This window comes from Aquiflexum sp. (assembly GCF_041751335.1).
Classification (GTDB): Bacteria; Bacteroidota; Bacteroidia; order Cytophagales; family Cyclobacteriaceae; genus Aquiflexum.
Window position 1 is genome coordinate 1 of record NZ_JBGSXS010000191.1, and the last position, 17,449, is coordinate 17,449.

At 39.3% G+C, this 17,449-nt stretch carries 14 protein-coding genes; 9 read left to right on the top strand and 5 right to left on the bottom strand.

What is annotated here, in order from left to right; genetic code table 11:
• Positions 1-474, bottom strand: a 474-nt coding sequence (locus ACEW8U_RS10625) for a HipA family kinase (protein WP_373522015.1), incomplete at its 3' end; no start/stop codon positions are given.
• 102 nt (positions 475-576) lie between these two features.
• On the opposite strand from ACEW8U_RS10625, the gene ACEW8U_RS10630 reads away from it, so the two are divergent.
• The 6 genes from ACEW8U_RS10630 (at position 577) to tsf (ending at position 4,651) form a co-directional block, all read left to right on the top strand.
• Positions 577-885: a septal ring lytic transglycosylase RlpA family protein gene (locus ACEW8U_RS10630; protein ID WP_373522028.1), complete on the top strand. Its 309-nt coding sequence runs from the start codon at positions 577-579 to the stop codon at positions 883-885.
• Between the two features lie 119 nt (positions 886-1,004).
• Positions 1,005-1,715 (top strand): RluA family pseudouridine synthase, encoded by a 711-nt coding sequence (locus tag ACEW8U_RS10635; RefSeq protein WP_373522016.1) that lies wholly within the window; start codon positions 1,005-1,007, stop codon positions 1,713-1,715.
• 155 nt (positions 1,716-1,870) lie between these two features.
• A complete protein-coding gene (gene rplM / locus ACEW8U_RS10640) occupies positions 1,871-2,314 on the top strand; it encodes a 50S ribosomal protein L13 (RefSeq protein WP_373522017.1) in 444 nt (147 codons plus the stop codon).
• A 12-nt stretch (positions 2,315-2,326) separates the two neighbouring features.
• Positions 2,327-2,713, top strand: coding sequence for a 30S ribosomal protein S9 (gene rpsI, locus ACEW8U_RS10645; RefSeq protein WP_373522018.1), 387 nt, complete (start codon positions 2,327-2,329; stop codon positions 2,711-2,713).
• Positions 2,714-2,758: 45 nt separating this feature from the next.
• The gene (gene rpsB, locus ACEW8U_RS10650) at positions 2,759-3,520 is read left to right on the top strand and encodes a 30S ribosomal protein S2 (RefSeq protein ID WP_373522019.1); all 762 of its coding nucleotides are present in this window, start codon (positions 2,759-2,761) and stop codon (positions 3,518-3,520) included.
• A 300-nt stretch (positions 3,521-3,820) separates the two neighbouring features.
• A complete protein-coding gene (gene tsf / locus ACEW8U_RS10655) occupies positions 3,821-4,651 on the top strand; it encodes a translation elongation factor Ts (protein ID WP_373522020.1) in 831 nt (276 codons plus the stop codon).
• A gap of 201 nt (positions 4,652-4,852) precedes the next feature.
• On the opposite strand, the gene ACEW8U_RS10660 is transcribed toward tsf, so the two are convergent.
• The 3 genes from ACEW8U_RS10660 to ACEW8U_RS10670 are packed head-to-tail and all read right to left on the bottom strand — an operon-like array spanning position 4,853 to position 8,684.
• On the bottom strand, positions 4,853-6,301 hold the full coding sequence (locus tag ACEW8U_RS10660) for an arylsulfatase (RefSeq protein WP_373522021.1): 1,449 nt from the start codon (positions 6,299-6,301) through the stop codon (positions 4,853-4,855).
• Between the two features lie 32 nt (positions 6,302-6,333).
• Complete coding sequence (locus ACEW8U_RS10665) at positions 6,334-7,461, bottom strand: family 20 glycosylhydrolase (protein WP_373522022.1); 1,128 nt, start codon at positions 7,459-7,461, stop codon at positions 6,334-6,336.
• Between the two features lie 17 nt (positions 7,462-7,478).
• Positions 7,479-8,684, bottom strand: a complete 1,206-nt coding sequence (locus ACEW8U_RS10670; protein ID WP_373522023.1) for a DUF5009 domain-containing protein — start codon at positions 8,682-8,684, stop codon at positions 7,479-7,481.
• Positions 8,685-8,967: 283 nt separating this feature from the next.
• Here ACEW8U_RS10670 and ACEW8U_RS10675 point away from each other — a divergent pair, with 283 nt between their 5' ends.
• The gene (locus ACEW8U_RS10675) at positions 8,968-9,198 is read left to right on the top strand and encodes a hypothetical protein (protein WP_373522024.1); all 231 of its coding nucleotides are present in this window, start codon (positions 8,968-8,970) and stop codon (positions 9,196-9,198) included.
• Between the two features lie 172 nt (positions 9,199-9,370).
• On the opposite strand, the gene ACEW8U_RS10680 is transcribed toward ACEW8U_RS10675, so the two are convergent.
• The gene (locus tag ACEW8U_RS10680; RefSeq protein WP_373522025.1) at positions 9,371-9,802 is read right to left on the bottom strand and encodes a DUF6508 domain-containing protein; all 432 of its coding nucleotides are present in this window, start codon (positions 9,800-9,802) and stop codon (positions 9,371-9,373) included.
• A 253-nt stretch (positions 9,803-10,055) separates the two neighbouring features.
• Here ACEW8U_RS10680 and ACEW8U_RS10685 point away from each other — a divergent pair, with 253 nt between their 5' ends.
• Positions 10,056-11,501: a M48 family metalloprotease gene (locus ACEW8U_RS10685; RefSeq protein ID WP_373522026.1), complete on the top strand. Its 1,446-nt coding sequence runs from the start codon at positions 10,056-10,058 to the stop codon at positions 11,499-11,501.
• A gap of 570 nt (positions 11,502-12,071) precedes the next feature.
• Positions 12,072-17,449: S8 family serine peptidase (locus ACEW8U_RS10690; protein WP_373522027.1), on the top strand; the 5,378-nt coding region annotated here is incomplete at its 3' end.

Sequence of the window (17,449 nt, forward strand, 5' to 3'; positions counted from 1 at the left end):
CAACCAAAGTTCCCTGTTCCAAATCAAAAGATTTGTATTTCTATAGGTCCTATCCACATTGGTGATAAAAGCATCCAACCATACAATTTTGGAAGCAAGAAGTTCATCAATCTTTCCCGCTCCCGGGTCGAAAGTCAAAGCCTTGGAAAGAAAGTGCAAACCCAAATTGAGTCCTTGGCTTCCTTTGAGTAAATCCTGGATTTCCTCATCTCCTTCGGATTTCCCAAAAGCTTCATCCAAATAAGCAAAAACCAGTTCAGGGACATTAAATCCAAGCAATCGGGCTATTTCTCCACCCAACAATTCGGCGATAAGTGCCTTTTCACGCTGGCCAGCACCTTTGAATTTAAGCACATAGCTGAAACCATCATCGGCATCTGCCAAGGCTGGTAATGAGCCACCTTCACGCAATGGCATCACATAGCGCATGACATATACTGTTCTTAAATCAGGGTAAACTGGAATTGTAACCATCAACGGATATTTGTACCAAATTTATAAATCATTTCTTAATCTATGTACCTTTATGAGATGGTAGTTAAGAATATATTAGTGATTTTCCTCCTTTTTTGTGTCATGGCATCCTGTTCGCCAAAAACTGTACAAACCGGTAAAGCTTCCTTCTACCATGACAAATTCCATGGACGACAGACCGCCAATGGAGAAATATACCGAAAAGGCAAATTGACCGCAGCCCATAAGACCTTACCATTTGGGACAAAAGTAAAAGTCACCAACCTGCAAAATGGCAAAAAGGTGAAGGTAAGGATCAATGATCGGGGCCCATTTGTTGGGGGAAGGATCATCGATCTATCCAAAAAGGCAGCGCGCAGGATTGACATCCTTAATGTCGGAGTGTCTCCTGTCGAGATCAAGTACCGATAGTATTTGGAAATGCTTTATCCAATTCTTTTAAAGTATCAGGATTCAAAACAATCTTCTGGATTAATTTTTTACACTGATCAATATTCTATAATTTTGCGCCCCATTGGGAAGAGGACTGCATGAAAAAAATCAATTTTAAAGACCTGATTCTATTTGAAAACGAGGATTACCTCGTGGTCAATAAGCTTCCTTATTTATCAACTTTGGACGATAGGCACGAGGCGCAGAACATCCTGGAATTGGCCAAGAAGTACACTCCTGATGCCCAGGTTTGCCACAGATTGGACAAGGAAACTTCCGGCTGTCTCGTCATCGCAAAAAATCCCGAGGCATATAGGAACATTGCCATACAGTTTGAGGACCGAAAAGTGGATAAAATATACCATGCAGTCGTAGAGGGAATTCATGAGTACAAAAATGTATTGGTGGACCGCAATCTGCATGCAAACAATAAAGGCATCGCCAAGATTACCAAAGACGGCAAGCCTGCGCAGACCTATTTCAATACCCTAAATACTTTCTACACCCACACCTTAATTGAGTGTAGACCAATTACGGGAAGGCTGCATCAGATACGGATTCATTTGGCCTATCTCAAATCCCCGATCTGTGGGGACGAAACTTATGGGGGCAAGCCACTTTATTTATCGTCATTGAAAAGAAAGTTTAACCTTAAAAAGGGCACGGACGAAATGCCTCTGATGCAGCGGGTTTCTCTTCATGCCTATGCCATTGAATTTACGGGAATGGATGGTTCCAAAATAAAAGTGACCGCCCCATACCCCAAGGACTTCGAAGTATTGATGAGGCAACTGGAAAAAAACAGTTAAGGAAAAGAGGGCCAAATGGTTAAAAATTCAAGATTCAAATGAATTTCTAGGCAATAATTTAGTTTCTTTTGCAATAAAAAGAAATTACTTCTATCTTTGTGTCCCTTTTTGAGGGTGAAGTATATTTAACAAGCTAATAATTAAACAATTACACAGTGGATACATTAAGCTACAAGACCATATCAGCAAATGATGCTACTGTAGAGAAAAACTGGGTTGTAGTGGATGCCCAGTCTGCAGTATTAGGTAGATTTTCGAGTGAGGTCGCAAAAATCCTGAGGGGTAAGCACAAGCCTTATTACACCCCTCACGTAGACTGCGGAGACAACGTGATTGTCATCAATGCAGACAAAGTAAGGCTGACAGGAAGAAAGATGGACGAAAAAGTCTATGTGCGCCATACTGGATATCCAGGTGGACAGCGAATTTCTACTCCCAAGTTATTGAAACAAAAATCTGCTTCAATTTTGGTTGAAAAAGCTGTAAGAGGCATGCTTCCAAAAACTAGATTGGGAAGAGAGCTTTACAGAAATCTTTTCGTTTACAACGGTTCTGAGCATCCTCATGCTGCACAGCAACCAAAAGAAGTCAAATTTTAATCAAAGCAGTCCATGGAAATTATTAATACAATCGGTAGAAGAAAGACATCAGTCGCCAGAATCTACATGAAACCAGGAAATGGTGAGATTACTGTCAATGACAGAACAATCGAAGTTTATTTCCCATTTGATCTGCATCAGATTGTTGTAAAGCAGCCTTTGACACTTGTAGGTGTGGATGGTTCTTATGACATCAAAATCAATGTTGATGGTGGTGGCATCACCGGACAGGCTGAAGCAGCTAGAATGGCTATCTCAAGGGCTTTGTGCGAGTTTGACGCAGAACACAGATCAGCATTGAAAAAAGAAGGTTTTCTTACCCGTGATCCTAGAATGGTAGAACGTAAGAAGCCAGGACGTAAGAAAGCAAGGAAGAAATTCCAGTTCTCCAAACGTTAATCTGGAGATTTTTCAAATTATATATAGAAACTATCTTATTTATTAATGGCACAAATAGAATATAAAGACTTACTGGATGCTGGTGTTCACTTTGGACACTTAACAAGAAAGTGGGATCCGAGAATGGCGCCGTATATCTTCATGGAGAAGAACGGAATCCATATCATCGACCTAAATAAAACGCTCGTTTGCCTTGAAGAAGCATCCAACGCAATCAAGCAGATCGTTCGCTCCGGCAAAAAAGTCATGTTCGTCGCTACCAAAAAGCAGGCGAAAGACTTGGTAGCTGATGAGGCAAGAAGACTGAACATGCCTTTTGTCACTGAAAGGTGGTTAGGTGGGATGTTGACAAACTTTGCCACTATCCGAAAGTCCTTGAAGAAGATGACTACCATCGATAAGATGACAAAGGAGGACGCTTACAAAAATCTTGCGAAAAAAGAACGTTTGATGATAAGCAGACAAAGAGAGAAATTGGAAAGTGTATTGGGCGGTATTGCTGATCTGACCAGACTTCCTGCCGCTCTTTTTATTGTTGACATCAAAAGAGAACACATCGCTATTGCAGAAGCACAAAAACTTGGTATCCCTGTTTTCGCATTGGTAGATACGAATTCCAACCCAAATGAGGTGGATTTCCCTATCCCAGCCAATGATGATGCATTCAAATCAATCTCTTTGTTGGTGAAAGCGTTCGGATTAGCAATTGAAGAAGGTCTTTCTGAAAGAAGAAGAGACAAAGAAGATGCTAAGCTTACCGAAGAGGAAGAAGCAAAAAAAGCTGTTGACGCCGAAGTTCAAGAGTAATCCACTTTGATTTACTATATATAAAAGATTGAACATAAGGTTTAGGCCTATGTTCAATTTTTTGTTTTTGCCAGACCTTTGAGGTTTTTTCTAGGAATATGGTGAAAAATCAGTACCCCAAACCTCGAAGGTCTTATACTATCATCAAGGTTTGAAAATACCTGACCTTTGAGGTTTTTATTAAAGGAACACGGAAAAAAAATCATTACCCCAAACCTCGAAGGTCTTTTGTACAAACTCAAAATCAAGAGGCTTTTCCAAAAATTGAAATAAAGTTTAATCTAATAAACAAACACAACAATGGCTATTACTGCACAAGAAGTAAACAAATTGAGACAAATGACCGGTGCCGGCATGATGGACTGTAAGAAAGCCCTGACCGAAGCAGAAGGAGATTTTGAAAAAGCTATTGACATTCTTAGAAAAAAAGGTCAGAAAGTATCTGCTTCTAGGGCTGACCGAGAAACCAAAGAAGGAACAATTGTCACCAATGTAAACGCCGACGGTTCTGTAGGAACCTTGCTTTCATTGACTTGCGAAACCGACTTTGTGGCCAAAAACGATGAATTTGCTGCTTTTGCAAATACCCTATTGGACCTTGCTATTAGCAACAATGCCCAAACCAAAGAGCAGATCTTGGCACTTCCGTTTGAATCCATTACCGTTCAGGAGAAAATCATTGAAATGACCGGTAAAATCGGTGAGAAATTAGAAATCTCCCATTTTGAGGTTGTAAAAGGTGAGACAGTCGTTTCTTATATCCACTCCAATGGTAAATTGGGTGTATTGGTATCACTGGTGAAAACCAATGGTGCTGCTGTAGAAGAAGCCGGAAAGGATGTTGCGATGCAGATTGCTGCAATGAATCCTGTTGCAGTGGACAAAGACGGTGTGGATGCCACAACCATCGAAAGAGAAATCGAAATCGGTAAAGACCAAGCAAGACAGGAAGGTAAGCCTGAGGAAATGTTAGAAAAAATCGCTTTGGGTAAACTCAACAAGTTCTACAAAGAAAACACTTTGTTGAGCCAGGCCTTCGTGAAAGACAACAGCAAAACCATTGCCCAGTACCTTGATGGTGTGAGTAAAGGTTTGACAGTTTCTGTTTTCAAAAGAATTTCTATCGGATAATTATTTTGGTTATACGCTTTCTTGTTGGTTAAGCTCTAGACCTGTTTTTGAGGCAGGGTGCCGATGTCGGATGACCGATGACCGATGACCGATGTAACGGGCATCGAAGGTTTTAACCATAGTGTCTATTTAATTGGTAATTTACTGGCAACATTGTGTGCAATCATATAAAAAAACCTCCGTTCAAAGCGGAGGTTTTTTTTATTCAAACAATTTGAATACCGTGTTTGGAACATGTGCCTCTTTAAAAATTACCTCCATTTGCCGAATGATTTCAGGATGTGATTCAGCAATGTTTATTGATTCATAGGGATCATCCTTTAAATTATAAAGTTCTATCGGAGGATTTTTTTCATTTTTCAGGTTCAGCCTCAGTGCTTTCCAATCACCTTTTCTAATGGCCTGCTTTCCTCCCTGCTCGACAAATTCCCAATATAGGTAATCATGTTTGATTTGATCTGGTTTACCCAATAAGGTAGGCGCTAATGAAATTCCATCAATTTGTACATCTATTTTTTTACCACTTAATTCTAAGAAAGTCGGCATCAAATCCCAAAATGCCGAGATATGATCAGTTGTAGAACCTGCTTTGATTTTGTTTGGCCAATTGACAATCAGTGGCGTTTTGATACCACCTTCATAAAGGTCTCTTTTATATCCTCTGTATATTCCATTACTATTGAAAAAATCAGGTTCATTTCCGCCTTCAAAATGTGGTCCGTTATCAGATGCAAACACGATAATGGTATTTTCCCTAATTCCCAACATTTCAAGTTTTTCAATAATTTCACCGACTTGCCTATCTAAATTTTCGACCATGGTCGCATAAGTAGCTCTGGGGAATTTGACAGATTGGTAACCGGGAATATTCATATCAGGACCATAGTCTCCTCCTGCCGGAGCAATATGTTCCTTTTCATCACCAAATCTGTTTCGGTATTTTTCAAAAACTTCATCCTGCTCTACTGCTAATTCCGCATGTGGAATCACCATTGGTACAAACATGAAAAATGGATTTTCCTTGTTGCTTTCAATAAATTTCAGGGATTCCCCATGAATTATTTCAGGTGCATAAGTTTCTTTTTTAGTCCAATCATTCCCTCGCAAATATACTTTTTGATCATTTTCCCACAGATATTCCGGATAATACCTGTGCGCATACCTTTGGCAATTGTATCCAAAGAATTGATCAAAACCTTGATTATTTGGATCACCTGATGTACCCACAAACCCTAATCCCCATTTCCCAAAAGCACCTGTTACATACCCTGCATTTTTCATTGCCCTAGGAAGAGTCATCAAAGTGTCTGGCAAAGGATACTGTCCTTCGGGTTGGACTTCAAAATTACCTCTGACTGGAGTATGTCCTGTATGCAACCCCGTCAACAGGGCTGACCTTGAAGGTGCACAAACAGTGGTGCCAGTGTAATGATTGGTGAAAAGCATTCCTTCCTTTGCCAATCTATCCAAATATGGGGTTTCTATTTTGGTCTGCCCTGTAATGCCTAAGTCTCCGTACCCAAGGTCATCGGCAAGAATGAAAATGATGTTGGGTTTAATCTCATCATTGATTTCATCCACTTTTGGACTATTGCATGACCATAAGTAAATTACAAAAATTGGAAATAAAAGGTATTTGAAGTGTTTCATGAAGTTTTAATGATCAATAAATGATTTGATATTTACTTTTCAGTATTAGCAATAGCAGCATACCTATCAAACATCTGCACAAAGGTTACCCAAGGTTGATTGGTTTCCTGTTCAGTCATTTCTTTCTTTGGATTCGATTTATAACTATAAAAGCCATCCAAAAAAGGAGTCACTCCAGACCACACCGTCAACATCACACCTGCAAAACGGTCTTTCATCACTTCTGTGTTATTTTTCCTAAAAAGGAACATATCCTCCACATGGCTTACTCCAACATGAGGTTTTCTCCATGCACAACTGATCACATCAAAACCTTTCATCGCAAAATAAACAGGTGTACCTACCGCCTTTTCATAATGCCAATCATTGATTACCACATCTTTTGGAATCATGTCCACAGCCTTGTGGGTTCTGTTGTAACTTCCTTCCCACAAACCTATCCCTGTGGTCTTTCCATCAATCAAACGGTCTCCCCAAATCCACAGTTTCCTGTCACCTAATGCCAAGTGGTTTCTGATTTTGGTCACTTCACCTGCAAAAAGCTCTGCCTTGTCCAAGCCCTGACATCTTGGGCATTTATCATCTCCGATATAAAACACCTCATCCATCCCGGCGTGAAAGGCATCCGTTTCAAAAACTTCAACTATCTCATCCATTAAAGCAAAAACAACCTGATGAACTTCCGGATGCAAAGGACAATAACTTTTGCAATAAAGACCATCCGCATTAGGCCATTCATATTTTTCGGGCATTTTGACATGAGGTGTTTCGTCAAACTCTGGATAAACTCTTAACAGGTTTTCAAGCGTACCAGCCCAGGATTGATGACCTAAAAGGTTGATCTGAGGAATAAGTTTGATCTGATGCTGTTTAGCTGCTGCCACCATTTTTTTGACATCACTATTGCTCAGCGCATTCTCATCCCTGAGTTCGGGATGGCTTTCAAACTGATAATTATAATCCACCCTCAATACAAGTGTATTAATTTTTCTTGGCGCCAACTCCTCATGGATAAATTTTACAAACCTATCAACCTCATTGGTTTGTGGTGAAGCAATTGCCAATCCTCTGACAGGCAGTTCATCTTTTAATGCTTGAGCATCGGCTGTCCCTAGATTGAAACAGAAAAGAATAATCAGTAAAGCAATGGTATTTTTCATGGCGAAGAGTTTTAATGTTATATTTTTAATCTGATTCTATTTTTTTCCAACAAACCTGTAATCAAAATGATGATCAAAGCATATAAGAGTGACTTTAATATTCCGACATACCCTGTTCTCAAAACCAATGGCAAAACAATCCCGACTATCGAAAACAGCGCATAGTGAATGTATGGAAGCAGATAACAGGTAAGTGTGCTGGTGCCGGCTGGCTTGATAATGTTGAACCAATCTGCTTTTCCCTTTTTATCTGTCAACCAAATTAATCCAGCCAAAACCAAAAAACTTAGTCCAGTACAGATAGCGACCCATGATGGTGAGGCTCCAATTTTATATACTCCCCATAGTGGCCGGGTCAGAAGGCCGAATAAAATCAAACCTAAAGCAGAGGAACCAAGTACAAGTCCGTAGTTTTTGAATTTCCCATTGGATAGATAGTTTTTATAATAAAGCCCAATTACTACTCCCGCCATGGAAAAAGCCGGATTGGAGCCATTTCCAGAAATCCAAAAATAGGGTTTGATGGTATTGAGAAAGTCCAGCCAACCTAATTTTTCTGCTGAATTGAAAAACAGAAAGAATAGAAAAAAGAAAATATAAATTGCCATTTTTTCCCTAAATGCAAGGTACACCAATGATGCAATAAGGTAGGCCCATCCTATCAAACCCAAGATCCCCCACCAATGAAACTTCATCCACATCGGGTTTTCGGAAGTTCCTCCAACATATAGGAATGCCAAGACTGCTAAAAGCAATACCCCACTGATTTGAAGCAGATTATTTCTTTTTTTATTGAGATACGAAGAATAATCAAGCCATATCAGAAAAAATGCAATGGTCATTAAAATCTGCCAAACTGGCTTTGAAAGCACTGAATCAGCACTATTATAATTTTCCAAATTGACATGAAAAACTCCCATTGTCAATAAGGCCATAGTTCTGAAAAGTATATGTTTTAAGGTATCTATCATACTTTCCCCCTTTTTGATCCGCTTGGAAATGGCGAATGGAATAGACAAACCTACAATGACCAAAAAGGCAGGAAATACCACATCAGCTAATCCCATCCCATCCACCTTCGCAGGAGCATGACCGAGCCATTCCGGGATTTCCCTTAAAGTCCATAAATCATTTACAAAGATCATCAGCAACATAGTGATAGCTCTGAACACATCAATGGAATACACACGCAATGACGAAGCTTGGGAAACTTTTTGGTTCATAGAGATTCTGAATCAATAAGGGACTGGGTAAAGAAATTATTTCCGGAAAATTATTCGTTGTCAGGTGGGGTTATTAAATTAAATGTAAATAAAAAATAATCCTTCTTAATAAAAATGCCTCTATTTTTACATTAATGGCAAATACCAATTTGGTTCAATACGGGAGATCGGGTATGCGGCACAATAATTGACTTAAATTATCTTGAGTGGGATTTTTTGATAACCATATATGTTTTAAATTGATGTCTTACTCAGCAAAAGTTAAAAATTAAACGAAAATAAAATGACAACGCTAGCAAAATCAATATTTATCACTGTCAAAAAGGGTTTTAAAAGTATTGAACCCGTAGTGATGCTTTTTTCAGGAACCTACCTTCTGATTCATGGCTTACAAAACAAAAATTACCCTCTTGGGGTGGCGGGAGGAATGCTATTGTTCAGGGGTGGCGTCGATTTAGGGAAAGTCATTGAGGAAAGTGACTTGCAGGAAGCCATTGCAGCTGTCGAATCTTAAATCCTACCCAATTAGTAATTATAGCAGTCTTCTCCCTGATCGCGATTGCGGAAAAAGGCTATCTATTTTTAAGACTGCCTTCATTTTAACAGTTAAATACAATCAATTCATTTCTAAACATTATAAAAATGTTAAGTAAAAACAGACCTTAATTCCGATGATCTAAGGTGGACTATTCCTGACTGAGATTTTTCAAAAGCCAAACAAAAGTCCCTTTCTTAATCTCTTTATCGAAATAACCGCTTTCTTGGGAATTTCTTTTAATGATAAGGGTGATCAACTTACAGGCTTTGATATTATTGATGTCTTGATGCTTTCGGATTCCATCCAGCAATTCCAGGCCTTCGATCCAATTTACAGGATCAAAGTCCACCAATATTCCGGAAATATTGATATCAACCTGAAGTTTTGGCCTTAATTCATCAAAATCAACATATTTCAACAATGCTTCTTCTGTCAGTTCAAAAGGGATGGCTTTCTTTATCCTCTGAAACTCCAATTCCATTTCAGGGATATATTGTGACAACCTACGTGTAGCAGTTTTACCATTTTCCGACTTTAGGTAGGATTCCATTGAATCCAAAGGAGTGAATCGAGGCTTCATGAAAAATTAAATAGTAAATTCTTATTGGTTGGCTTACCAATTTACAACTTTAATTGGAAATTTAATGATTTGGAAAAGAATTGAATTATGGTTTGTTAATTAAGAAAGCCTTAACTTAAAGTCTTACACAAAATCAAAAATTACTTGCATAAGGCTTAGAATTTTTTTATTTGGTTCCAAAATTGCTAACCTAACTATTATCGTCTTATTGATTTTATTGATTCCGAATACAAAATATCCTAAAACCCACCCCATGAAACAATTCCATTATATCCTGTTTATCAGCTTAATGCTTACCACAATAATGCTTAATGGTTGTGCCAGAAATCCTGTTACAGGAAAAAGACAAGTTGTTTTCATGTCTGAGGCCCAAGAAATTGCGATGGGAAAAGAGTCAGACCCACAGATTGTAGCCTTTTTTGGCCTATATGATGACCCACAACTACAGAAATTTATTACGGATAAAGGGTTAGAAATGGCAGCCATATCCCATAGACCTAAATTGGATTACGAATTCAAAGTGGTGGACTCACCTGTTATCAATGCCTTTGCCGTACCAGGTGGATATGTTTATTTCACCCGTGGTATTATGGCACATTTCAACAATGAAGCGGAGTTTGCAGGAGTTTTGGGGCATGAAATCGGACATATCACGGCACGACATTCTGTAATTCAGCAACGTAACCAAATGCTAAGTCAACTTGGTCTAATAGCAGGAGTAATATTGGTGCCAGAACTTACTCAATTTGTAGAACCTTTGTCCCAAGGAATGCAGTTGGCTTTGTTGAGTTTTGGGAGGGATGCAGAAAGGCAATCCGATAAATTAGGGGTCGAATATTCCTCCAAAATCGGTTATGATGCTACTGAAATGGCAGGCTTTTTTGAAACCCTTGAAAGACAGCAGGCCAAATCCGGAGGAGAGGATATTCCTGATTTTTTATCTACACATCCATCACCAGCTGAACGTAACGTGACTGTGGCCAAGTTGGCAGGGGTATGGCAAGAAAAACTGAAAATGACCAATGCCGAAGTAAATAGAAACAGTTACCTCAAAAGGATTGATGGCCTGATAGTAGGTGAAGATCCAAATCAGGGTTATGTTGAAAATAGTGTTTTTTATCATCCGGTTCTGAAATTTTCATTTTCCATACCAAACGATTGGAGTTTTCAGAATACGCCCCAGCAGGTTCAAATGGCACCAAAAAACGGCGAAGCTTTGATGATGCTTTCCCTCGGTTCTGGCAGTTCTCTTAAAGAAGCAGCCAATACAATTCTAGAGCAGTTTAAACTGGAATTGGTTGATTCAAAAGAGGAAAAAATCAATGGCTTATCAGCTTTGATAATGACTGCAGACCAGAAACAGGAACAGGGGACCATTCGTGTTATTTCTACCCTAATCCAATTTGGCGGTAATATTTATAATACAATGGGAATTTCAGAACTGTCCAAATTTCCCAGCTATCAACCAGTCTTCCTAGGTACCATGAGGGCTTTTCAGGAACTGAAGGATTCCGAAAAATTGAACCGAAAGCCTGATGTGCTCAGAATCAAATCTGCACCTAGAAAGATGAACTTACAGGCAGCATTACAGCATTTTGGCATGCCTCAAGATAGGTTTGAAGAACTGGCCCTCTTGAATGGAATGCTCCTCGATGATTTAGTCGACCAAGGTATGTTGATCAAAGTAATAGGGAAATAAATATTACCAAAAACCTCAGACTTTCAATTGCTGATTAAAAGCTATTTCTTAGAATTCCTCGAAAACTCACCTGACCTAAATTGAATAAAATTAAGCTTTTGGGGGTTTTATAGATAATTATTCTGGAAAAAAGTTTCTTCCTCGGAATACAATATAGCTTATTGAAAAATTAGAGTCGGAATATTTAAAAACCCATATCGTAAATTTATTACTAATTATAAGTATTATTTAAACTGTAATCAATCAGATTCATAGGATTCAAAAAAATTTACTGATATTGTCAAAAAATTTTTACGGTAATCATTGGTTCCATTTAATTTCCTTTTAGGGATTGATTTAATTTTGTCCATTTATAATATAATAAAGCATTATTTTTTTCTCTAACAATTTGATCTTCATTGTAAAATTACAAATCATTTTATATATTCGAAAAGTGTTTTCACTAATCGAAAACTGCATTTTATTTTTCAAAAGCGAGTTTTCAAAATTTTATACTCAAGTGAAAAATTATTTAATTTCTAGTTTATGAACAAGATTTGCATCCTCTCAAAATTGTTAAAAAATTCACCAATGCGTAAGCTCTTTTCTATTGGCAAATGGCTGATCATGGTTTGGCTGCTTGCCCTCAATCCAACAATGGCCCAAACTGTCAAGCTTGAGCAAGGCCAAAACGGCGGCATTGATAATGACCCTGTAAGTCCCGTGAACTGGGCAACCGGAAATTCCAATTCTAGCAATAGCCATTTCTTTGAAGGTCAGTCCATTCCCTATAGAATGACAATTTCAAGATTAAGGGCAGGAAACCACACTGTTGAGATTGAATGGGATACCCGTACCAATAATAAAAGCGCCATAGACTATATCACGAGTTTTAATAGAATCTGTGAAAATGTTGTACCTAGTGATGATATTCCAAGTTTTGGGGTAATACCGCCACCTTTTGGAGAACCACAGCCATCCACCAGTTTTAATCAACTTTCTGATAATGAAAGAAAAATTGCCATCTATGGTGGCACCTTAGGTAAAATAGAGTATGCACGGCAAGATGATATTTCAGCGACCAGCGCAGTCACAAGATTAAGTATTTCATTTACAGCCGGTGGCAATAACGGTCCTAATAATACCGTTGTCATTGCCTGGGGTGGCCATATCGCGAGAGTTCAGGATTGGGGTGAAGGCAATTCAGCTTCAAGTATCAATGGATCTCCTTACCATACCAGGGTAATTTCCTTGGATGGAAAATCTGTTGGGGGCCAGGACCGTTCTGTACAAGCTGCATCAGAAGTCATTGATTTTGATACAGAATGTAAAATAAAGGGTGAGAAAGAAGTGTGCGAAGGTTCTACAGCAACCTATTCAGTCCCAGCAGGATCAGCAGCCTACACTTGGTCAGTTACAGGAGGCGGAGAGCTAATTTCTGGCCAAGGTACTAATTCGATAACAGTTGAGTGGACTAGTTCAGGAAATGTATCAGTAGATATAGATAATGTGGGTGCATGCGATCCCACTTCTTGTAGCCTTAATGTCATTGTTAACACTCCACCTACCTTATCGGTTGTGGATGCAATTCTTTGTAGTACAGAAAATGGTGGCAATACCGCGATGGCAGATTTATTTGAATTTGTCAAGGTCGATCCTTCGGGAAACCTTATTTTCAAACGAAATGGTAATGTTATAGAAACTCCTGAAGATATATTAGTAACTAACGGTGATAAGATTGAGGTTTCATCAGCAGGCGGTTGCGGAAGTTCTGAAACATTCGATATAATAGTCAATGACCGTCAAATATTTGGCATTTGCTCACAGGGAAAAGTGTATGAACCCATAGGTTCTGAATTAAAGGCACTACATGAAATTTTCAAGCAGGGTGAAACTGTTGAGTCCAACGAACTTTTCTATATCAGTGAAAATGAAGAAAACCAAGTTGAGGTCCTAGTTGAGGTAATATATTTTAAAGAGAAGTTTGCTCAAGCAAAGACAATTCTTGAAAACCTTAAATTTGTAACACCAACTGAACAAGAATTAAAACAAGATCCGAATTCATTAATATTAGCTGGTTTTATTCCCATAGATAAGTTATTGGAATTAAATAAGCATTTTGAAATCATAAATTACGTCCGCCCTGCAATCCCAGGTGTTCCGAATAAAGGTGCAACCACTACTCAAGGGGACCGTGTCATGCGATCCAACCTTGTAAGAGCAGGATATTCTCATTTTAACGGTGACCAGACAATAGACGGGACAGGGATTAAAATCGGTGTGCTTTCAGATAGTTATGCAACACGTAATGATGCAGGTGTAAATACATTGGCTACAGACATTCAAAACGGCGATTTGCCTAATAGCTTATATTTCCTTAGGGACCTGCCAAGCCGATTTGGAATCGGAACAGATGAAGGTCGTGCTATGCTGCAGATTATACATGATGTGGCGCCAAGTGCAGAACTTGGTTTCAGGACAGGAGTGATTACAGCAGGCGATTTCGCCCAAGGAATCCGCGACCTAGCCTCCGCTGGAAGTGACGTTATAGTTGATGACATTACCTATGTAACAGAACCTTTCTTTAGTGATGGAAGAGTCGCCAAGGCAGTCAATGATGTTACAGCTAATGGTGTTTCATATTTTACTTCTGCGGGAAATTTTGGAACAAAATCTTTTGAAGGGGTATTTAATCCTGTAAATGATAATACTATTGCCTTACCGCTAAATAGCGGAGAATGGACAAACGGAGGTAGGGTTCATCAATTTGGGGATGGTAATACTACGCAATCCATAAAAGTCTATCCAGGTCAAAATGGTCCAGCTGTCTATATGATTGCGCTTCAATGGGATGACCCTCTTTATTCTTTTGATCAGACGGGCAGTTTATATGATTTTGATATATATCTTAGGGACTTTGGTGCCCCTTTATTTGGGTTCAACAGGAATAACTCGAATGGAGACCCTATAGAAATCCTTTCCTTCACCATTACAGAACCAACGACGGTCGATCTAGTAATTGCAAGGGAGTGCGAGAGTTGTACCGACCTTGATTCCAATAGGGGGATTAAGTTTAAATATGTGGTTTTCAGAGGCGAACTTGATCCGAACGATCAGAATGGCATGAATGCATCTACAATTGTCGGTCACGCCAATGCTGAGGGTGCCATGACAGTTGGTGCAGTACTTTATGCAAACACCTCTGTTTTTGGATTTAACCCAAGTCTAGTACCGAGCGGAACGACACCGTTCACAGTTGCTTCGTTTTCTTCAAGGGGTGGGACGCTTACCAATAATGTGGTTCGCAATAAACCTGACTTTACTGGACCTAATGGTGGAAATACAACTGTGAACCTAGGTGCGCCTGATTTAGAAGGTGATGGTTTTCCAAATTTCTTTGGTACTTCTGCAGCCGCTCCACATGCAGCAGCAATTGCGGCCTTGATAAAACAGGCAAGGAAAAAATATTACCCAGGAACAACACCTGCAGGTTGGGAAGTTCCCGGTTCAACCTTATCAGACGATATCCGAAGAGTATTAAAAACTACCGCACAAGATATGCATGAACCAGGAGATGATTTAAAATCCGGTTCAGGGCTTATTCGAGCTGACAGGGCATTACTTACTTTGGCTACACCAAACCCTAATATAATACGATTGGATACGACAAATGCAGCAGCACAAGGTGGGTTTGTAGGAGACGTTAGCTTTACACTGATCATTCGCGGATCAGGTTTTTACGAAGGTTCTGAAGTTTTCCTCCGTGACGAATTGATTTCTTCAACATTTAATCCTGATTCGTTATACCTTGAGGTAACCATTCCCCCATTTGTTGGAAATCCGGGAATCACCGTTGTCAATAACGCCATCTCGGATAGTGAATTGGATGGTGGATCTTCTGGCCCGATATATTTCTATGACATCGTCAAGACTACCATTGCTATCCGTGCCGATGATATGGCCAAGAAATATGGATATATTCTACAGCCCTTTACTGCAAGTGTATTTGAAAGAACTGATAATAATTGGGTTCCTAGCGAACTCACTCTTGAAGATGTAGGGCTTACTTTAGGCCCAATAGAAGTGGGTAGTAATTTGCTGCCATTGACGCTTTCCAGTCCTATTAGTGGTGACTTGGCGGAAGTAGGTACTTATATAATTACAGCTTCACATCCAGAAACAGGTTTTGAATTCTCCGATTACTACAACTATGTAGGTGTACTTCAAGAAGATGGAAATCTGTTCTACGATGGAACAAATAATGCATTGGGTAACTATGGACCGGGAATAATTACTGTTGAAACTTTGCCTATTACCATTAAACCTATTGACCTGATAGATGGAGGTTCATTAGAATATGGTGAATCCGTAAGCGATGCTATCAAATATGAAGTTATGATTACACCTGAAGATGCAGCCAAAATTCTAGACGTAGAGGAATTAAAAGCTACCATTCTTAGCGAATATATGTTGGATCTGGAAAAAGCCAAACAAGAAGGAGATGACAGCCTTCCAATTGGACTTTTTGACCTAAACGGCCGGACAATTATCAATAGTGAAAATCTGGTCAATCTCAGCTTTATGGTAAGCGGGAAATCAATCATTAATAGTCGTACGGACATCAAAGGAAGAACACTTATCAATGGAAAATCCATTGTCAACGGAAAGGCGATAGTCAATTCAGTGATTGATGTTCCATTTGGTTCTTTCTTAGATTACATAGATAATCCTGAAGATCAGAATTTACTCAATGCAGTAATCAACGGAAAGGCACTCATAAACTCCAGAACACTTATTAAGGGACGTACCTTAATCAACGGAAATAGCATGATCAACGGTCGTACCATCATCAATGCACGTACTATCATCAATGGAAAAACCATTATCAACGGAAAGTCTATCATTAACTCAGAAGTTGACGAGGAAGAAATTGAGGAACTTGACAATGTCCTGATTATCTTCAAAGAAAGCGACCTTGAGGGGGCAGAGGAAATACAAGTTAATTCAAAAGATTACTATGATTTTGGCGATGCTGATGAGGAGAATCCTGAAGCCAACTTGGAGTTTTTCTCGATTACCTTGGTAAGCGGTATAGGCGTTGGAAACAACTTCATTGTACCTGGAACATTTGAATCACGAAACCTAAATGTTGCCTATTTGCCTGGTACCTTAGAAATCACTCCTGCCAAGTTGACTGTGACTACTTCTGCAAATCCTTCAGAGATTGAATTTGGTGATGAAACTCCTGTATATTCTTCAGAATTTGATGGATTTGCATATAGCAGCACATTCCTGGACAGCGATGGAAATGAAATTGAGGATATAGAAAATAAGGAGTCTGTTGTGGAGAAAATTGAATATTCTCTCCTTAAAGATGAAGTTTCTTATCCTAGTACGACACCAATTGCTATTGGTACTTATAGCATTATACCTAAAGTGACCCTGTTTACTCCTGCCAATTACACCGTCGATTTGGAAGAATCCACCTTCGGAAGTCTTACCGTTACAGGTTGTATCAATGAGGCTCCAAAAATCGGAGACTTTGAGACAGCAATGGGGGCTGGAAATACCAGTAATCCAGCAACCATAAAAAAACCTACCGGCACACGAGAAGGCGACCTATTGGTAGTCGGGCTGATGTTTGAGAAAGGACGGGCACCATCCATTACCCCTCCAGATGACAGTTGGAAAGAGATAAGAAGGACCAATCAGCAGAATCAGGTAGCCTTGGCCACATATTACAAGGTGGTAGGAGAAAATGAACCGGATACCTATGGATTCCGAATCAATCAAAGTCCAAAATGGACAATGGGAATCACCCGGGTCAGCGGAGCTGATACCAAAAATCCTATAGTTACATCCAGTGGGGCTTCCGGACCACAGTCATTAGTGGCTACGGCACCATCCATTACCACAGAGGATTGCAATAACTTGGTTATGCTGTTCTATACCAACAAGAAAAACGCCAC